The 17,536-nt window shown below is 63.8% G+C and carries 14 protein-coding genes; 2 read left to right on the top strand and 12 right to left on the bottom strand.

Annotated features, from left to right (window positions below; translation table 11 throughout):
* The first annotated feature begins 58 nt into the window (after window positions 1-58).
* Both PCOSP_RS11245 and PCOSP_RS11240 read left to right on the top strand, forming a co-directional pair.
* Window positions 59-2,596, top strand: coding sequence for a PAS domain-containing protein (locus PCOSP_RS11245; RefSeq protein ID WP_464711179.1), 2,538 nt, complete (start codon window positions 59-61; stop codon window positions 2,594-2,596).
* A gap of 42 nt (window positions 2,597-2,638) precedes the next feature.
* Entirely contained in the window at window positions 2,639-2,914 is a 276-nt protein-coding gene (locus PCOSP_RS11240; protein WP_003182808.1) for a peptidylprolyl isomerase, read from the top strand.
* Between the two features lie 130 nt (window positions 2,915-3,044).
* Here PCOSP_RS11240 and PCOSP_RS11235 read toward each other — a convergent pair whose 3' ends face one another.
* The 12 genes from PCOSP_RS11235 to cobN form a co-directional block, all read right to left on the bottom strand.
* Complete coding sequence (locus PCOSP_RS11235) at window positions 3,045-3,962, bottom strand: sugar kinase (protein WP_464711177.1); 918 nt, start codon at window positions 3,960-3,962, stop codon at window positions 3,045-3,047.
* 126 nt (window positions 3,963-4,088) lie between these two features.
* Complete coding sequence (locus PCOSP_RS11230) at window positions 4,089-5,306, bottom strand: amino acid deaminase (RefSeq protein WP_464711175.1); 1,218 nt, start codon at window positions 5,304-5,306, stop codon at window positions 4,089-4,091.
* A 39-nt stretch (window positions 5,307-5,345) separates the two neighbouring features.
* On the bottom strand, window positions 5,346-6,110 hold the full coding sequence (locus tag PCOSP_RS11225; protein ID WP_139641972.1) for an IclR family transcriptional regulator: 765 nt from the start codon (window positions 6,108-6,110) through the stop codon (window positions 5,346-5,348).
* Window positions 6,111-6,244: 134 nt separating this feature from the next.
* The gene (locus PCOSP_RS11220; protein ID WP_024781238.1) at window positions 6,245-6,631 is read right to left on the bottom strand and encodes a RidA family protein; all 387 of its coding nucleotides are present in this window, start codon (window positions 6,629-6,631) and stop codon (window positions 6,245-6,247) included.
* Window positions 6,632-6,655: 24 nt separating this feature from the next.
* Window positions 6,656-7,447, bottom strand: a complete 792-nt coding sequence (locus PCOSP_RS11215) for an amino acid ABC transporter ATP-binding protein (protein WP_047703615.1) — start codon at window positions 7,445-7,447, stop codon at window positions 6,656-6,658.
* The gene (locus PCOSP_RS11210; RefSeq protein ID WP_144925750.1) at window positions 7,444-8,106 is read right to left on the bottom strand and encodes an amino acid ABC transporter permease; all 663 of its coding nucleotides are present in this window, start codon (window positions 8,104-8,106) and stop codon (window positions 7,444-7,446) included. Before PCOSP_RS11210 ends, PCOSP_RS11215 begins: the two co-directional genes overlap by 4 nt.
* 9 nt (window positions 8,107-8,115) lie before the next feature.
* Entirely contained in the window at window positions 8,116-8,778 is a 663-nt protein-coding gene (locus PCOSP_RS11205; protein ID WP_041024414.1) for an amino acid ABC transporter permease, read from the bottom strand.
* A 54-nt stretch (window positions 8,779-8,832) separates the two neighbouring features.
* Complete coding sequence (locus tag PCOSP_RS11200; RefSeq protein ID WP_024781241.1) at window positions 8,833-9,681, bottom strand: transporter substrate-binding domain-containing protein; 849 nt, start codon at window positions 9,679-9,681, stop codon at window positions 8,833-8,835.
* Between the two features lie 383 nt (window positions 9,682-10,064).
* Complete coding sequence (locus PCOSP_RS11195; protein ID WP_464711173.1) at window positions 10,065-11,711, bottom strand: phospholipase D-like domain-containing protein; 1,647 nt, start codon at window positions 11,709-11,711, stop codon at window positions 10,065-10,067.
* 188 nt (window positions 11,712-11,899) lie between these two features.
* Window positions 11,900-12,463 carry a vWA domain-containing protein gene (locus tag PCOSP_RS11190; RefSeq protein WP_368372907.1) on the bottom strand — a complete coding sequence of 188 codons (564 nt, stop codon included), beginning with the start codon at window positions 12,461-12,463 and terminating at the stop codon, window positions 11,900-11,902.
* A 101-nt stretch (window positions 12,464-12,564) separates the two neighbouring features.
* Entirely contained in the window at window positions 12,565-13,536 is a 972-nt protein-coding gene (locus PCOSP_RS11185) for an ATP-binding protein (protein WP_464711171.1), read from the bottom strand.
* Between the two features lie 235 nt (window positions 13,537-13,771).
* Window positions 13,772-17,533: a cobaltochelatase subunit CobN gene (gene cobN / locus PCOSP_RS11180; protein WP_464711169.1), complete on the bottom strand. Its 3,762-nt coding sequence runs from the start codon at window positions 17,531-17,533 to the stop codon at window positions 13,772-13,774.
* Window positions 17,534-17,536: the final 3 nt, after the last annotated feature.

The raw sequence follows: 17,536 nt of genomic DNA, 5'->3' as shown, positions 1-17,536 counted from the left end.
CCCGCGCTTACCTCCTTCAGAGGATAGTCGACGTGACACGACACCCAGGGATTCCGTGATGAACGCAACACCCGCCAGCAGCGGCACACAGCGCCTGATCGAGCGACTGGACTGGAGCTCCAGCCAGCTGGGCCCTGCCGAAACCTGGCCCCAGAGCCTGCGCACCGCCGTGGACATCGTGCTGCACTCGCCGATGCCGATGGCCTTGCTGTGGGGGCCGCAACTGATCCATTTCTACAACGACGCCTTCTCCCGACTGGCCGGCGACAAACATCCCCAGGCGTTCGGCCAGCCGACCCACCTGGCGTGGCCTGAACTCAAAAGCACGAATGCAGCGATTTATCACAACGTGTTTCAAGGCCGCACCCACACCAGCCGCGACCAGCAGTGGCGCCTGCCTTTCGCCGGCCGCCTCTGCGATCTCTGGCTGGATTTGACCTACAGCCCCGTGCGTGACGAAAGTGGCGCCGTGGCCGGCATCCTGGTCACGGCCATCGAGACCAGCGAGCGGCGGCGCCTGGCCCTGGAGTTCGAACGTCGTTCCGAGGCCAGCCTCAAGGCCCAGCATGAAAGCGAGGAGCGCCTGCAACTGGCCCTGGCGGCCGCCGATACGCTGGGCACCTGGGACTGGGACATCAGCGAAGACCGCTTCATCGCCGATGCACATTTCGCCCTGTTGCACGGTGTCGATCCGAAGCTGTCCCGGCAGTTGCCCATCAGCGCCTACCTCGAAGGGGTGCACCCCGAGGACCGGGCGATGGTCGCTCGCAGCATCAAGCATTGCATCACCCACGGCACCGAATATGCCGAGGAGTACCGCCTGCTGCAGGCCGACGGCGAACTGCGCTGGGTGTTCGTGCGCGGTCGCTGCTACAAGGATCGCCACGGTCGGCCCAAGCGCTTTCTGGGCGCGGCCCTGGACCTGACCGAGCGCAAGCGCACCGAACAGGCCCTGCGCCAGAGCCAGACCGAGCTGCAATTGATCATCAACGCCATGCCGATCCTCATCAGCTACGTGGACCGAGAAGAACGTTTCCGTCTGAACAACAGCGCCTATCTGGACTGGTTCGGCCTGACCCCGCAGGAACTCTATGGCAAGACCATTCGCGAAGTGATCGGCGAGGAAGGCTATGCAGCTCGCGCCGAACAGATTGCCGCGGCCCTGGCTGGCAAACCGTGCAGCTTCGCCGTCCAGTCGGACCACCGCGATGGCCGGCCGCGGCATGCGCTGACCAATTACCTGCCCCGCCATGGCGCGGACGGCGCCGTGAACGGTTTTTATATCTTTGTGATCGACGAAACCGAGCGCAAGAAAACCGAGGAAGCCCTGCGCAACCTCAACGAAACCCTGGAAGAACGGGTGATCGCCCGAACCCAGCAACTGGCCGAAGCCAACCACCGCTTGCAAAACGAGATGTTCGAACGCGAGCGCGCCGAGGAAGCGCTGCGCCATGCCCAGAAGATGGAAGCCGTGGGCCAGCTCACCGGAGGCATCGCCCATGACTTCAACAACATGCTCACCGGCATTCTCGGCAGCCTGGACCTGATGCAGCGCTACATCGCCAACGGCCGCGTCGACGAGATCGGACGCTTTACCGAAGCGGCGGTGTCATCGGCCAATCGCGCCGCGGCCCTGACTCATCGACTGTTGGCCTTTTCCCGGCGCCAGTCCCTGGACCGCAAACCGTTGGACGCCAACAGCCTGGTCCTGTCCCTGGAAGACCTGCTGAGTCGCACCACCGGTGATCACATCGCGCTGCGACTGCAACTGGCCGACGAGCTGTGGCCCGTCAGCACCGATGCCAGCCAACTGGAAAACGCCCTGCTCAACCTGGTGATCAACGCGCGGGACGCCATGCCCGACGGCGGCGAACTGACCGTCGAGACCGCCAATATCTACCTCGACGGCAGCGATATCAGCACCCTGGAACCGGTCAAGGCCGGGGATTACGTGATGATTGCCGTCAGCGACAATGGCAGCGGCATGACCCCGTCCGTGCTGGCAAAGGCCTTCGACCCGTTCTTCACCACCAAGCCCATCGGCCAGGGCACCGGCCTGGGCTTGTCGATGATCTACGGGTTTGCCCAACAGTCGGGTGGACTGCTGCACCTGGACAGCGTACCGGGCCAGGGCACACGGGTGCAGTTGTACCTGCCGCGGCTGCGGGTGGCCCCCGTCGAACAACCGACACAGGCCGCGACCGTAGAGGCTCCGGCCGCGATCGAAGGAGAAACCGTCTTGCTGGTGGAAGACGAGCCGGCGGTGCGGATGCTGGTGCTCGATCTGTTGCAGACGCTGGGGTACACCGCCCTTGAAGCCGAAGACGCCAAGACCGCCCTCCCGCTGCTGGAGTCAGACCAGCGCATCGACCTGCTGGTCACCGACGTCGGCCTGCCCGGCATGAATGGCCGGCAACTGGCGGAAATCGCCCGCCAACATCGGCCCGATCTGAAGGTGCTGTTCATGACCGGTTATGCGCAGAAAGCCGCCGAACGCCAGGGCTTCCTGGAACAGGGCATGGACATGGTCGCCAAGCCTTTCACCCTCGACCTGCTGGCGAGCAAGATTCGGACGATGATCAACCATGTGTCCTGAGTTGAGGCATAATCGCCCCCTTTTGTTCAGGTCACCGCTGCGATGAAAGCCCAAGCTCGCCATATCCTGGTGAAAACCGCCGAAGAAGCCGAACAGCTCAAGCAACGCATTGCCAAGGGCGAAGCGTTCGATGTGCTGGCAAAGAAATACTCCACCTGCCCCTCCGGCAAACGCGGCGGCGACCTGGGTGAAGTGCGGCCGGGGCAGATGGTCGGCGTGATCGATGCGGTGATCTTCAAGAAGCCCCTGCGGGTGGTGCATGGGCCGATCAAGAGCAAATTCGGGTATCACCTGGTGCAGGTGTTTTATCGGGATTGATGTCGAGCCCAACGCAGATCACATGTGGGAGCGAGCCTGCTCGCGAAGCGGTGGATCAGTTCATATTGATGGCGACTGACACACTGCCATCGCGAGCAGGCTCGCTCCCACATAAGAGCTTGTTTCGGGTTCATGACCGGGGAATCAACGCCCCCGGCACCTGGATCACCCGACTCGCCAACAGATGCCCGGCCTCGGCGGCCTCCACCGGATTCCCGCCCATCAAACGGCGCGCCAGGTACGCGGCGCTAAACGAATCCCCCGCCGCCGTGGTGTCCACCACCCGTTCAACCCGCTGGCCCGGCACTTCATACGACTGGCCATCGCACCGGATCAGACAAGCCTCGGCACCGCGCTTGAGCACCACTTCCGGGGTGCCAAGCTGTTCGTAGGCGGCGAACACCGCTTCGCTGTCGGCATGACCGAACAACGCCTGCTCGTCGTCCACGGTCAGCAGGGCCAGTTCCACATAAGGCAATACACTGCGATAGGCTGCGCGGGCGGCATCGACCGAGGCCCAGAGTCTTGGCCGATAGTTATTGTCGAACACCACCTGGGCGCCTCGTCGACGCGCCTCGATCAGGGTTTCGATAAGCTTGCCGCGCCCCTGCTCACCCAGCACCGCCAGGGTGATGCCACTGAAATACAGCACATCGTAATCCGGCAACGCCGCCAGGATCGGCGTGGCGGCCGGCGTGGTGAAGCAATCGCGCACCGCCGCTTCGTTACGCCAGTACAAGAACCGGCGCTCACCGGCCGCATCGGTCTGGATGCAATACAATCCGGGCAAGCGGCCGGGCAAGCGCTGGACCCGTTCCAGACCGATGTTCTCCTCGGCCCAGCTCTGGCACATGGCATCACTGAAACTGTCATCGCCCAGGGCCGTGACGTAATCCACCGCAGCCCTGTCGCCCAAGGCGCGAGACAGGTACACCGCCGTGTTCAGGGTGTCGCCGCCGAAGCTCTGCTGCAGGCTACCGTCGGCGCGTTGTTGCAGTTCGATCATGCACTCGCCGATCAGGGCGATGCGGGGTTTCGGGTTGCTCATGGATAATCCTGATGATTCGGTGGTGTCTGGCAGACCGCCATCGCGAGCAGGCTCGCTCCCACATTTGAAACGCATTCCCCCTGTGGGAGCGAGCCTGCTCGCGATGGCCGCGACTCGGTCTCAAGCCTAGAAACAAGTCTCCATGCTTTCGACCACCCGCAACTGCTCATCCACCAGGCATCCCACCCGCCACTTGTCGAAGGTCAGGCACGGATGGGAAGTGCCGAACGCAATGATGTCGCCGATCCGCAATTCAACCCCCGGCGCCACCGTCATGAACGCATGCTGGTCCATCACCGCCGTCACTTTGCAGCCACTCACATCGTCGCCGGCTATCACGTCAGATCCGGGCTTGTAGCGCTTGAGCGGCACCGGCAGCCCTGCGTCGTAGGCCACGTCGCGCTTGCCCAGGGCAATGACCGCGAAGCCCGGCTCCGGCAGTGATTGCACATGAGCCCAGACCTCCAGTGCCGGCTGCAGACCTTCGTGCAGGTCGCTGCGCCGTTCCAGTACGCAGCACTGGGCCTCCTTGTAGATGCCATGGTCGTGGGCCACGTAACTGCCGGGACGCAGTACGCTGAGGAAACGCCCGTGGGCGTTGCGGGCCTCGAAGGATTCGGCGATCAAGTCATACCAGGCCGACCCCGAGGCCGTGATGATCGGTTTATCGAGGGCAAACGCGCCGCTGTCCTGCAACTGCACCGCCAACCCCACCAGGGACGCCGCGAATGCACGGATGCCGCTGACGGCGTGGTCACCATGGATCACCCCTTCGTAGCCTTCGATACCGGTCAGGGCCAGCGCCGGTTGCGCCCGGATCGCCTCCGCCAGGGCCAACACTTCGGCCTCGCTCCGGCAACCGCAGCGACCACCGACTACGCCGTACTCGATCATCACATTCAGCCGCGCACCGCGGGATGCGAAGTACTCGCCCAGGTCGGCAACGTTGTCCGGATGATCGACCATGCAGTGGAAGTCGAACGTCGGGTCGGCCAGCAGATCGGCGATCAGCGCCATGTTCGGCTTGCCCACCAACTGGTTGGCCATCAGCACCCGCCGCACACCGTGGGCGTACGCGGCACGGGTTTGCACGGCAGTGGCCAGAGTCAGGCCCCAGGCGCCCGCATCGAGCTGCCGGCGGAACAGCGCCGGGGTCATGCTGGTCTTGCCATGGGGCGCCAGCTCGGCACCGCTGTTGCTGACGAACTGTTGCATCCAGCGAATGTTGTGTTCCAACGCGTCGCGATGCAGCACCAGCGCCGGCAGGTTGACGTCGCGCAACAGGTAGGCACCGACGGTGGCGGCGCCCTTCTCTACGGCTGCGTCCTGAATGGCAGAAGACATGGTCGAACTCCTCTCGCGGTCGTGGGTGACCGCTATTGTCTATTCATTGATGCGCCGGGCCAGGTTGTTGGCGCTGTCGATCAGCACCCGGCGGTAGTCGGCGTAATTGTTCTTGGCGTCGGCCCGGGGGGCGACGATGCACAGGGTCGCAATGGCCACGCCATCGGGGTCTTTGACCGGTGCGGCGAAGCAGTGGGTGAAGGTGTCGGCGACGCTGTCGAAGGAGAAGAATCCGTCGAGGCCGGCCTGGCGGATCTCCTTGAGAAACTGCTCCACCGGCAGACGCTCGCCGTCCGGCAGGATGAAGTCGTCGGGGTCGATCAGGTCGACGATCTGCTGGTCGCTCAGATGCGCCAGCAGCAGGCGGCCGGAGGCGGTCCAGGGAATGGGCGCGTTTTCACCGATGTCCGATGAAATGCGGAAATGCCGCTCGCCCTCCTTCATCAGCGCCACCGTGTACTTGCGTCCGTTGAGCAGGCACATCTGCGCGGTTTCCCGGGTCTGGCTGACGATCTCCTGCAAGGCATGATCGGCCTCGCGGCTCAAATCGAAATGCCGCAAGTGCGCCTGCCCGAGAAAATACAACTGGCGGCCCAGGTAGACGTGGCCATCCTTGCCCACCGGCTCGAGGATGCGCCGCTCCAGCAGCGACGCCACCAGCTCGTAGACCGTGGACTTGGGGCTGCCGATGCCGCTGGCTATGTCGTTCGGGCGTAGCGGCTGGCCGATCTCCTTGAGGAAATCGAGGATATCGAACGCCCGATCCAATCCCCGGGCCCGGCGTTTGATGGTGTCTTCGGTCATGTCTTGGGTTCCCATTCAGTTGGCCGCGAGTGTAACCAGACAGCGGTGGCGTCTGGTAGATCGCTATCGCGGGCAAGCCTTGCTCCCACAGGCACAGCTTGATCTTGTGGGAGCAAGGCTTGCCCGCGATGGCCTCACTTTTTCTTGTAGGCCACGCAATCGATCTCGACCTTGCAATCCACCATCATGCTCGCCTGCACACAGGCCCGAGCCGGCGCATGTTCGGGGCTGAAGTATTCGCCGAACACCTTGTTGAAACTCCAGAAGTCCCGTGGGTCATCCAGCCACACACCACAGCGCACCACATCCTTGAGTTCGTAACCGGCCTCTTCGAGGATGGCGATCACGTTCTTCATGGTCTGATGAGTCTGCTCGACGATCCCACCGGCGATGATCTCGCCGTTTACCGCAGGCACCTGTCCGGACACGTGCAGCCAGCCATCGGCCTCGACGGCGCGGGCAAAGGGTCGTGGCTGACCGCCGCCCGCGGTGCTGCCGGTACCGTAGCGCTTGATGCTCATGGGTGGATCTCCTTGTTCAATGGATTAAAAACGAGTGTTCTTGAGAAATTCCGCCAGACGCGGTGACTGCGGCCGTTCGAACAGTTCCTTCGGCGGACCCTGCTCTTCGATTCGGCCCTGGTTCATGAAGACGATCTTGTCGGAGACCTCGAAGGCAAAACGCATTTCGTGGGTCACCAGCAGCATGGTCATGCCGTCCTCTGCCAGGCCCTTGATCACGTTCAGTACTTCGCCCACCAGCTCCGGGTCGAGGGCCGAGGTGACTTCGTCGAACAGCATCAGACTGGGGTTCATGGCAATCGCCCGGGCAATCGCCACCCGCTGCTGCTGGCCACCGGACAACTGACCGGGAAAATGGTTGCGGCGTTCCAGCAGGCCGACCCGCTCCAGCCACTTCTCGGCCAGGGCCACCGCTTCGTCCTTGGGCAGTTTTTTCACCTTGAGCAGGCCCAGGGTGACGTTCTGCAACGCGCTCAGATGGGGAAACAGGTTGAATTGCTGAAACGCCATGCCGGTCATCGCGCGGTGCCGGGCGATGACTTTTTCGGGATGGCGCACACGCTTGCCGTCGACTTCGTCATAGCCGATGGACTCACCGTCGAGCATGATCCGCCCGCCCTGGAATTCTTCCAGCATGTTCACGCAGCGCAGCAGTGTGGTCTTGCCCGAACCGCTGGAGCCGATCAGCGTGACGACGTTGCCGCGCTGCATGCTCAGGTCGACGCCCTTGAGCACTTCCAGCGGGCCGTATTGTTTGCGCAGGCCGCGAATGTCGAGCAGCGGCTGGGCGTTGGAGGGGGTCGAAACGTCAGTCATGGCAAGGCCACCCGCTTTTCAATGTGCCGCCCGAGTAATTCGATGGCGTAATTGATGATGAAAAAGAGAAACCCGGCGAACAGGTAGAACTCCAGGGTCATGAAGGTCCGGGCGATGATCTGCTGGGTGCTGAGCAGCAGTTCGGCGACGCCGATCACCGACAGCAGGGTCGAGGCCTTGACGATCTCGGTGGAGGAATTGACCCAGGTCGGCAGGATCTGTCGCAATGCCTGGGGCAGCAGCACATAACCCAGGGCCTGGAAGAACGTCAGGCCGATGGCCTGGCTGGCTTCCATCTGCCCACGGGGCAACGCTTGCAAGGCACCGCGCACGATCTCGGCCACGTGGGAACCACAGAACAGCGTCAGGCCCAGGACACCGGCCTGGAACGCGCCGATCTGCCAGCCCAGCGCCGGGGCCATGTAGAAGCAGGCCAGCACCAGCACGAACACCGGCGTGCCGCGAATCAGGTCGACATAGAAGCGAAACGGCGCGCGCATCCAGGTGCGGCCGTAGGTCAGCACCAGCCCGGCAACCAGGCCAATCAAGGTGCCTAGCAAAATCGCCAGCACCGAACATTGCACGCTGGTCAGGAACCCGGCCCACAGCGTATCCCGGGCAACCCATAGCTCATGCAACCAACTGGGGGATTCGTACATGGGATGCTCCTAACGGCGGATCGCCAGACGCTGCTCGAAATACCGCAGCAGCATGGCAATGAGATAACAGGCCGCGACATACAGGGCCGTGGTCACTAGCCAGGTTTCGATCACCCGGTAGCTCTCCACGTTGATCTTGCGGGCGTAATAGGTCAGCTCCGGCACGGCAATCGCCGCCGCCAGGGAGGTGTCCTTGAACAGCGAAATGAAGTTGTTCGACAAGGCCGGCAACACGTTACGCAGCATCACCGGCACGGTGACATAGGCTTTTACTTGCCACTCGCCCAGGCCAATCGCCAGGCCCGCTTCCCGCTGGCCCTTGTGGATGCTCATCAACCCACCGCGGAACACTTCGGTCAGGTAGGCCCCGGCGTACAACGACAGGGTAATGACGAACGACGGCAGCTTGTCCAGGCGAATGCCAAGGCTCGGCAAGGCGAAGTAGATCAACAGGATCAGCACCAGGATCGGCGTATTGCGGATCACCGTGACATACACCGACGCCAGCACGCGCAGGACACGGTGCTTGCTGAGCAGCGCGAATGCCATGGCCAGGCCGATCACGCAACCGATGGCGATCGACACCAGCGCCAGGCCAAGCCCCAGGCCCAGCCCCGCCAGCAAGGTGTCGAAATCGCGCCAGACGGCGGCAAAGTTCAACTGATAATTCATGGTCGGCAGTACCTTCGACGGGGCGTCCGCACAGGGCGCCCCGGGCTCACGGGGTCATTTGAACTCAACGGGGAAACCGATGGCCGGCGACGGCAGGTCGACGCCAAACCACTGCTTGAACGACGCGGCATAGGTGGGGAATTCGACGCCGGTCATGGCTTCATGCAAGGTGGTGTTGACGAAGTTCAGCCAATCCTGGTCGCCGCGCTTGACCGCGCAGGCATAGGTTTGCGGACTCCAGGCATACGCCGGGCTGCGATAGCGGCCAGGGTTCTGCACCATCAGGTACTTGACCGAGGACTGATCGGTGGCTGCCGCGTCGGCACGACCGGAGTTCACCGCCTGGTACATCAGGTCGACGCTGTCGTACTGGTCGACCTTGGCCTTGGGCAGCGCCTGGTGCACCAACTCTTCGGCGTAGACGTTCTGCAACACCGCGACGGTGACGCCGTCGCCAGCGGCCTTGAGGTCGTCGATTTCCTTGTACTTGCTGTTGGCCGGCAACAACAGGCCCACGCCTTCGCGGTAGTACGGCAAGGTAAAGGCCACTTGCTGGGCACGGCTGGCGGTCACGGTGATGAACTGGCAGCTCATGTCCACCTTGTCGGTCAGCAGGTTGGGAATCCGTGCATCGGAAGACTGCACCACGAACTCGACTTTCGTCGGATCGTTGAACAGCCCCTTGGCGACCATCCGTGCGATGTCGATATCAAACCCTTGCAACTTGCCATCCGCTCCCTGGAAGTGCCACGGCGCGTTGGTGCTGCCCGTGCCCACGATCAATTTCCCCCGTTGCAGCACGCTGTCCAGCTTGCTGTCGGCCGCCTGAGCGACACCCATGGCAGCCGTCGTGGCCGCGAAGAGAAAAACACACGCTTTAAACAAGGAAGGTCGGCGATGCATGGCAAGCACTCCAGGATGGGTTTATTCCGCTATACCGGAACATAGTATGTAACAACGGAATAGACAGCAGAAAGTGTGCCACAGGCTTGAGACCCATGGGCGAGGAAAATGGAAAGTGAATGGAATCAGGGAGATGGAGAAATCGGCCGCGCGTGGACGACTTGGGACGTGATCCCGAGACTGCTACCGTTGGCTACGACGCACGGGTAGCAAGGCCCCAAACCGGTGCCGCATGCCCTCTGTGGGAGCGAGCCTGCTCGCGATAGCGGTGGGTCAGTTGGAATTGATGCTGAATGTGAAGCCGTCTTCGCGAGCAGGCTCGCTCCCACAAGGGTCGGCGGTGCCGGGACTACTTGCGCTTGTAGCAATAATTGCCGCTGCCGCTAGCGCCCGCAAAACCTCACCCTCGACAACATCCGCAGATCCCCGTCGCGGTAATAGTCATCGCTCCAGCTGTCATCCACCGCCAGCGGCTTGACCTGTTTGAGCGCGAGCTTCCTGGCGAAATAACGAAAGCGGTAATGCTCGTAGAAACGCAGCAGCTCCAACCCGTAGCGGTCGGCCAGGTCGGTGTCACCCTGGATGATCAGGTAGTTCTCATCGTTATCGCCGCTGGCGGCGTCACTGAGGTTATGGCTGCCACTGATGATGGTCGGCGTATCGCTGGTGAAGTCGGTAACGATGGCTTTGGTGTGCACCAGCAGGTTGCCTTTCTGGCCTTTCATGTTTTCCTTGAGCCAGCCTTCCAGCCCGGTATTGAGCAGCGCGGTGGCGGCGAATTCGGCGGTGCGGTCGGCATGGAACCCGGTGATGCGGCTGGTGGTGTTTTGCAGGCCGTAGCGCAGGACGTCGTCGTTGGGCTGGCCGAGCAAAGCGTCGAGGATCCGGTCGGGCAGGACGAAGGCGGTGACGAACAACAGGTCCTTGCGAGCGGCCTTGATGATGTCGACGAAGCGGTCCAGGTCGCCCTCTCCGGTCCGTGGCGAGAAGCCGACGAACAGCGGTTCGTCCGGGTTCATGGGGTTGTTGCGGTTCAGCCATTGGCGAGTGGCATCGACGTCCTGTGGCGCGGCCCAAATCTGCTCGAACACCTGGCGGTAGCTGTCACTTACCCGTAGGTCGTCCAGCACGTGAACGACGTTGGCCTGACGATAGACGCCGTTGGCGGTGAAGTTGGTGCTGCCACATAGCACAGCCTCGGGATGCAATGAACCGTCGCCATCAACCTTGCTCAGTACGATGAACTTGTCGTGGAAAATATTCTTGGTCACCCGCCCATGCTTGTTGGCCACCGGTAATTTTTCCAGGCTGGCCTCGTTGCGCAGCGTGGTGTCGTCGCCCGGCTCGGCATGGTACAGCACCCGTACCTGCGCGCCGCGGGTGAAAGCGGCATTCACCGCATCGACGATCACCGGCAGTTCGTACTCGTAGATGGCAACATCCAGGGCCCAGGTGGCATCCAATGCCCGGTCGATGAAGCCGGTCAGGCGTCCCAGCAGGCCGTTCTCCAGCCAGCGCCGCGGCGCATCGGGCCAATCGTCGATGGACAGGTTCCGGTTGGCACTGATCAACGCATCCAGCTCGGGAAACTTGCGCTGGAACGCCTGGCTGGCGGCCACGGCACGATTGAAGATCACTCGCTGGTTGGCCGGTTGGCCGTTATGGCTGGTGACCGTGACCTCCAGGGACTCTCCCAATTGCGGCGCATCGGGACTGCCGTAGGCCAGATGCACCCGGTAGCGGATGGTCACACCGGGATTGACGGCGTAATCGGCCCAGCGAAATTTCTGCAAAGGCGCCTTGTCGCTGGGGGTGGCGTGGAACTGGGGGAAGGTGTGAGCCTTGTCGGGGAACGTCAGGCTGTTGAACAGGAACAGCCAGGGTTTGTCGCCCTGCTGCTTCTCGATGGCAAACCCCAGCAGGCCCTTGCGCCGCGGTTCGGCCAGGTCCATGGCGAGCAGCACGCCATTGGTGCCGGCATAGGCCTTGACCCGGAAGTCGTCCTGGGGGTTGGTGACGAGTATGCGCATGGTTCACTCCTGTGAAGTTGCCTCAGCATAGATCAGGGATTCGACTGGGGTAGATCGGGGACCGAGGTGATGCTATCGCGAGCAGGCTCGCTCCCACAGGGAGTTGTGGCGTAGATCAATCATGCATTCACAGCACATCCATGTGGGAGCGAGCCTGCTCGCGATGGGGCCCATCCAACCAACGGATATCAGTCAGATACCCCATCATCAATATGCCGATACTCCGCCCCCAACTGCTCCGCCAACTGCCGGGCCCGACCCAGGCGGATCGGGCCTCGCTCGATGTCGACCAACAGGCAGGGGCAATCGAGCGGCGGCAGCGGCAAGCCCTCCTTCACTCGCCCATCCGTCATCAGCAACACCCTCTGCTGCTCCGCCGGGTAGCGTTTGCGCCGGGCGACCAACCAATGACCGGCCTCCTGCAGCGCCGCCAGCAACGGCGTACCGCCACCGGCGCCCAGCCCGTCGAGCCAGTCGCGCAACCCGACCGAGGCCTTGAGTCCCTGCACTTGCCAGTTCGGGACACTGCCGCTGGCCGTCAGCAGCGCCAACCGGGCACGTTGCCGGTAGGCGTCGTCGAACAGCTGCGCCAGCAGGCCCTTGCCATCGCTCAAGGCCCGATGACGACGGGTCGAGGCCGACGCATCGACGATCACCAGCCAGAGCTCATGGGGCGAGCGATGACGTGCCTGCCAACGCAGGTCCTCACGCAAACGCGGACGACCGTTCAACAAGGTGCCCGGCCAATTCACCATGCCGCTGGCCGCCGCTTTGCTACGGCCTTGACGCCCCTGCTGCAACAGCCCGGCCCGGGGTCTGGCATTCGCCCCCGCGGCCGAACGGGGGCGAATGCCTAGGGCTTTTTTGGCCAGCTCGGCACGTCACGCCGGGCGCCGGTCGGTAGCGCCTGGGCCGGCAGATCGCCCCACTGGCCCTGGCCTTCGCTCGGCTCGGCGGCTCGGTCGCCAGCCGAGGGTGCCTGGGACGGTGAAGGTGCCGGGGCTGAGTGCCCACGCCGACGGTGGCGCAAGGCAAACTCGGCGACCGCATCGATGTCTTCGGCGGCGATAACCGGCGCCCCGCGCCAGGCCGCATGGGCCCGTGCGGCTCGCAACCAGACCAGGTCCGCGCGCAAGCCATCGACGCCGGCGGCAAAGCAGCGCTCGGTGATCTGCGCCAAGGCCTGATCGTCCAGAGGAATCTGTGACAAGCGCTCGCGAGCGTTCTGGCAACGCTCGCGCAGTTGGCCCTGGGCCGCTGCCCATTGCGCGCAAAACGCCACGGGATCACTGTCGAAATCCAGCCGTCGCCGAATGATCTGTCCACGCTCGGCCGGTGCGGTGTGACCGTCGAGGGCTACGTTCAGGCCAAACCGGTCGAGCAGTTGCGGGCGCAACTCGCCTTCTTCCGGGTTCATGGTGCCGATCAGCACGAACCGCGCCGAATGCCGATGGGAGATGCCGTCGCGCTCGATCAGGTTGGTACCACTGGCGGCGACGTCCAGCAGCAAGTCCACCAGGTGATCGGGCAACAGGTTCACTTCATCGACGTACAACACGCCTCCGTCGGCCTTGGCCAGCACACCGGGAGAGAACTGCGCACGCCCTTGCCCCAGGGCGGCGTCCAGATCGAGGGTGCCCACCAGGCGCTCCTCGGTGGTGCCCAGGGGCAAGGTGACGAACTGCCCGCTGGCCAGCAGGTCCGCCAGGCCCCTGGCCAGGGTCGACTTGGCCATGCCCCGGGGGCCTTCGATCAACACGCCGCCGATTTTCGGATCGATGGCGGCCAGGCACAGCGCCAGTTTCAGGTCATCGGCGCCGACCACGGCGGAGAGCGGGAAATGGGGGTGTCGGTCATCGTGAGTTCTCGGGAGTGGTCGGTAAGTTCAGTGTGAACACAGCTCTGTGCCAAGGGGATTTATCCCCGCACTGTGGGAGCAAAGCTTGCTCGCGACAAGACGCCTCGATTTCTGAAGGATCGCACCGCCTGTATCGCGGGCAAGCCTTGCTCCTACAGACGACCTCGCCACAGGTTCTGCGCATGGCCAGCTGATTAGGCAATCAACCATCTTCTTCAATATCGAGCAACAGATTCTCCAGCGCCTCGCGATACGCCCCCGGCGCCTGCCACATTCCCCGCTGCTGCGCCTCAAGCATGCGCTCGGTCATGTCCCGCAAGGCATCGGGGTTGTGTTGGCGGACGAAGTCCCGGGTGTCCGGGTCGAGCAGGTAGGCATCGGCCAGCAAGGCGTACTGGTGATCGTCGATCAGTTGCGTCGTGGCGTCGAAAGCGAACAGGTTGTCCACCGTCGCCGCCAGTTCGAACGCGCCCTTGTAACCGTGACGCTTGACCCCGTCGATCCACTTCGGATTGGCCGCCCGGGAACGGATGACCCGGTTGAGCTCTTCCTTGAGAGTGCGGATCCGGGGCAAGTCCGGTTGGCTGTGATCGCCGTGGTAACTGGCCGCGGTGGTTCCACCGAGGGTTTCCACCGCCGCCAGCATGCCGCCCTGGAACTGGTAGTAATCGTTGGAATCGAGCAGGTCATGCTCGCGGTTGTCCTGGTTCTGCAACACCGCCTGCACCTGGCTCAAGCGCCGGGAAAACTGATCCCGCGCAGCGGTGCCTTCATCTGCGCCGCCGTAGGCGTAGCCGCCCCAGTTCAGGTACACCTCGGCCAAGTCCTCGCGGCGCTGCCACAGACGACCGTCGATGGCGCCCTGCACCCCCGCGCCATAAGCACCGGGCTTGGCGCCGAAGATCCGCCAGCCAGCCTGCCGGGCAGCCGCGTCCGGCTCGAGGCCCGACGCCAACAAGGCCTCCCGCTCGCTCCGCACCTTGGCCGCCAAGGGGTTCATGTCTTCCGGCTCATCGAGGGCGGCAACGGCCTGCACCGCCGCATCGAACAGCCGGATCAGGTTGGCAAAGGCGTCCCGGAAGAACCCCGATACCCGCAGCGTCACATCGACCCGGGGCCGATCCAGCAGGCTCAGCGGCAGGATCTCGAAATCATCCACCCGTTGGCTGCCCGTAGCCCACACCGGGCGTACCCCCATCAGCGCCATGGCCTGGGCGATGTCATCGCCGCCGGTGCGCATGGTGGCGGTGCCCCACACCGACAGGCCGAGCTGGCGCAGGTGATCGCCGTGATCCTGCAAGTGCCGCTCCAGAATCAGATTCGCCGACTGGAAACCGATGCGCCACGCCGTGGTGGTGGGCAGGTTGCGTACATCCACCGAGAAGAAGTTGCGTCCGGTGGGCAACACGTCCAGGCGCCCACGACTCGGCGCACCGCTGGGGCCCGCCGGCACGAAGCGTCCGCTCAAGGCATCGAGCAGGCCGCGCATTTCCGCCGGGCCACAGGCATCCAGGCGCGGGGCCACGACGGACCGCAGGCTCTCGATGATGCTGCTCACGTCCTGCCAACCCGGCGCTTCCAATTGCTCGACCCTGCCTTCCAAGGCCTGCTCGATCAAGCTTGCCGCAAACAGCTCCAGGCGCTCGCGGGTATCGCCGGCAGTGCGCCAGGGCTCATCGCTGACCTGCCGCAACGCCTCGGGACAGTCGCCAGCCCACGGGTCGGCCAAGGCGCAATCCAACGGATCGAAGCCCAGCCCGAACGCCTTCGACAGTGCCCGCAACAGGCTCGACTGCGCGCCTTTGCCATCGCCCCGGGGAATGCGCAGCAACGCCAGCAAGGTGTCGATACGCAACCGTCCGCTGGGCGACTCGCCAAAGATATGCAGGCCATCACGGATCTGTGACTCCTTCAGATCGCACAGGTAGGTGTCCAGGCGCGGCAGCCAGATCGCCGCGTCCGCGTCGGCGTCCAATTGCAGCTCGCGATCGATATGGGTTTCGCGCACCAGGTTCAGGATGTCCCGCTGCAGTTCCCGGGCACGGCGCGGGTCGAGCAATTGCGCTTCGTAATATTCGTCGGCCAGCAACTCGAGGTTACGCAGCGGTCCGTAGGTTTCGGCGCGGGTCAGCGGCGGCATCAGATGATCGATGATCACTGCCTGGGTACGCCGCTTGGCCTGGGCCCCCTCGCCTGGGTCATTGACAATGAACGGATAGATATTCGGCAGCGGTCCCAGCAGCGCGTCCGGCCAGCAGCTTTCCGACAACCCGACGCCTTTGCCCGGCAGCCATTCGAGGTTGCCGTGCTTGCCGACGTGAATCACGCCATGGGCACCATAGGTGTGGCGCAACCAGAAATAGAACGCCAGGTAGCCATGGGGCGGCACCAGGTCCGGGTCGTGGTAGACCGCACTCGGATCGACCTGATACCCCCGGGCCGGTTGGATGCCGACAAACGTCAGGCCCAGGCGCAGGCCGGCGATCATCAGGCGACCGGCGCGGAACATCGGGTCCATCTCGGGCGCACCCCAGCGCTCCAGCACCGCCTGGCGATTGGCCTCGGGCAGCGTGTCGAACATGGCCTGGTAAGCCTCCAGCGCCAGGCTCTGATGACACGGCCGCAGGTCGAGACTGTCCAGGTCGTTGCTGACCCCGCCCAGCAACTGCTGGATCAGCGCGGTGCCACTGGCAGGCAGTTCGGCGGGCAGCGGATAGCCCTCGTCCTGCATGCCCCGCAGGATGTTCAACGCCGCCGCCGGGGTATCCAGGCCGACGCCGTTGCCGATGCGTCCGTCCCGGGTCGGGTAGTTGGCGAGGATCAACGCCACGCGCTTCTGCCCATTGGGCAGGCGCGCCAGTTCGGTCCAGCGCCGGGCCAGTTGCGCAACGAAATCCATGCGCTCGGGCACGGCCCGGTAGCAGACCACATCGCTCTGACTGCGCTCGCTGCGCCAGGCCATGTCCTTGAAGCTGATGGGGCGGCTGATGATCCGCCCGTCCAGTTCCGGCAAGGCAATGTGCATCGCCAGGTCCCGCGGGCCGAGGCCCTGCTCGCTGGCCCGCCAACCGGGTTCATTGTCCTGGGCGCAGATCGCCTGGATCACCGGAATGTTGCGACGAAACGGCCGCAAGTACGGCGTCTCCGGACTCGACTGGGCGAACCCGGTGGTGTTGAGGATCACCCCGGCCGCCACCTCGTCCAGCCAGTCTTCGACCTGCGCCAGGCAACCAGGCTCCTTGAGGCTCGCCACCGCTATCGGTAACGGATTGAGCCCGGCCACTTGCAACCGCTGGCAGAACACATCGATGAACGCCGTGTTCGCCGCTTGCAGATGGGAACGATAGAACAGCACCGCCGCCACGGGTTGATCGGCCTGCCAGTCAGCTTGCCAGTCGTCGAGGCTGGCACCGGTTTTCTGCGGATGGTAGATGGCCGTGCGCGGCAGGGTCTGCGGTTCAGCCCAAACGTAATCGCGCCCGAACCATTGACTACCGAGGTTGTGAAACAGGTCCAGGGCATTGCCCAGCCCACCCTGGCGCAAAAACTGCCAGAGCCGGTCGCGGTCGGCAGCGGGCACGTTGCTCAAGTCGCTGAGTTCCGGGTCCGGACGGTCGTCCCCCGGCACCAGGATCAACGTCACCCCGCGTCCAGCCAGTTCCATCAAGCGCTCGATGCCGTAGCGCCAGTAGCCGATACCGCCGTGCAGCGACAACAGGATGACCTTGGCGTGACGCAGCACGTCCTCGACGTAAAGGTCCACCGAGGCGTGGTTCTGCACCTGCATCGGGTTGGCGAGGCGAAACTGCGGGTAGTCGTCCGGCAACTGGCGCGCCGCTTCGGCCAGCAGCGCCAGGCTGGAGTCGCCGCTGCACAGGATCACCAGCTCGGCGGGGGTTTGCCCCAGGTCGGCGATGTTGTCATCCGAGACGAAGCCGCCGGGCTGGGTCCTGAGCAGGTGCATGGC

This window comes from Pseudomonas sp. MAFF 730105, assembly GCF_055380705.1.
The sequence above is the reverse complement of the archived record's forward strand: the minus strand, read 5'-3'. Positions and strand labels throughout refer to the sequence as shown.

Coding starts and splice junctions, on each gene's coding strand:
- PCOSP_RS11245 (WP_464711179.1), top strand. CDS start 59: ATGAACGCAACACCCGCCAGCAGCGGCACACAGCGCCTGATCGAGCGA.
- PCOSP_RS11240 (WP_003182808.1), top strand. CDS start 2,639: ATGAAAGCCCAAGCTCGCCATATCCTGGTGAAAACCGCCGAAGAAGCC.
- PCOSP_RS11235 (WP_464711177.1), bottom strand. CDS start 3,962: ATGAGCAACCCGAAACCCCGCATCGCCCTGATCGGCGAGTGCATGATC.
- PCOSP_RS11230 (WP_464711175.1), bottom strand. CDS start 5,306: ATGTCTTCTGCCATTCAGGACGCAGCCGTAGAGAAGGGCGCCGCCACC.
- PCOSP_RS11225 (WP_139641972.1), bottom strand. CDS start 6,110: ATGACCGAAGACACCATCAAACGCCGGGCCCGGGGATTGGATCGGGCG.
- PCOSP_RS11220 (WP_024781238.1), bottom strand. CDS start 6,631: ATGAGCATCAAGCGCTACGGTACCGGCAGCACCGCGGGCGGCGGTCAG.
- PCOSP_RS11215 (WP_047703615.1), bottom strand. CDS start 7,447: ATGACTGACGTTTCGACCCCCTCCAACGCCCAGCCGCTGCTCGACATT.
- PCOSP_RS11210 (WP_144925750.1), bottom strand. CDS start 8,106: ATGTACGAATCCCCCAGTTGGTTGCATGAGCTATGGGTTGCCCGGGAT.
- PCOSP_RS11205 (WP_041024414.1), bottom strand. CDS start 8,778: ATGAATTATCAGTTGAACTTTGCCGCCGTCTGGCGCGATTTCGACACC.
- PCOSP_RS11200 (WP_024781241.1), bottom strand. CDS start 9,681: ATGCATCGCCGACCTTCCTTGTTTAAAGCGTGTGTTTTTCTCTTCGCG.
- PCOSP_RS11195 (WP_464711173.1), bottom strand. CDS start 11,711: ATGCGCATACTCGTCACCAACCCCCAGGACGACTTCCGGGTCAAGGCC.
- cobN (WP_464711169.1), bottom strand. CDS start 17,533: ATGCACCTGCTCAGGACCCAGCCCGGCGGCTTCGTCTCGGATGACAAC.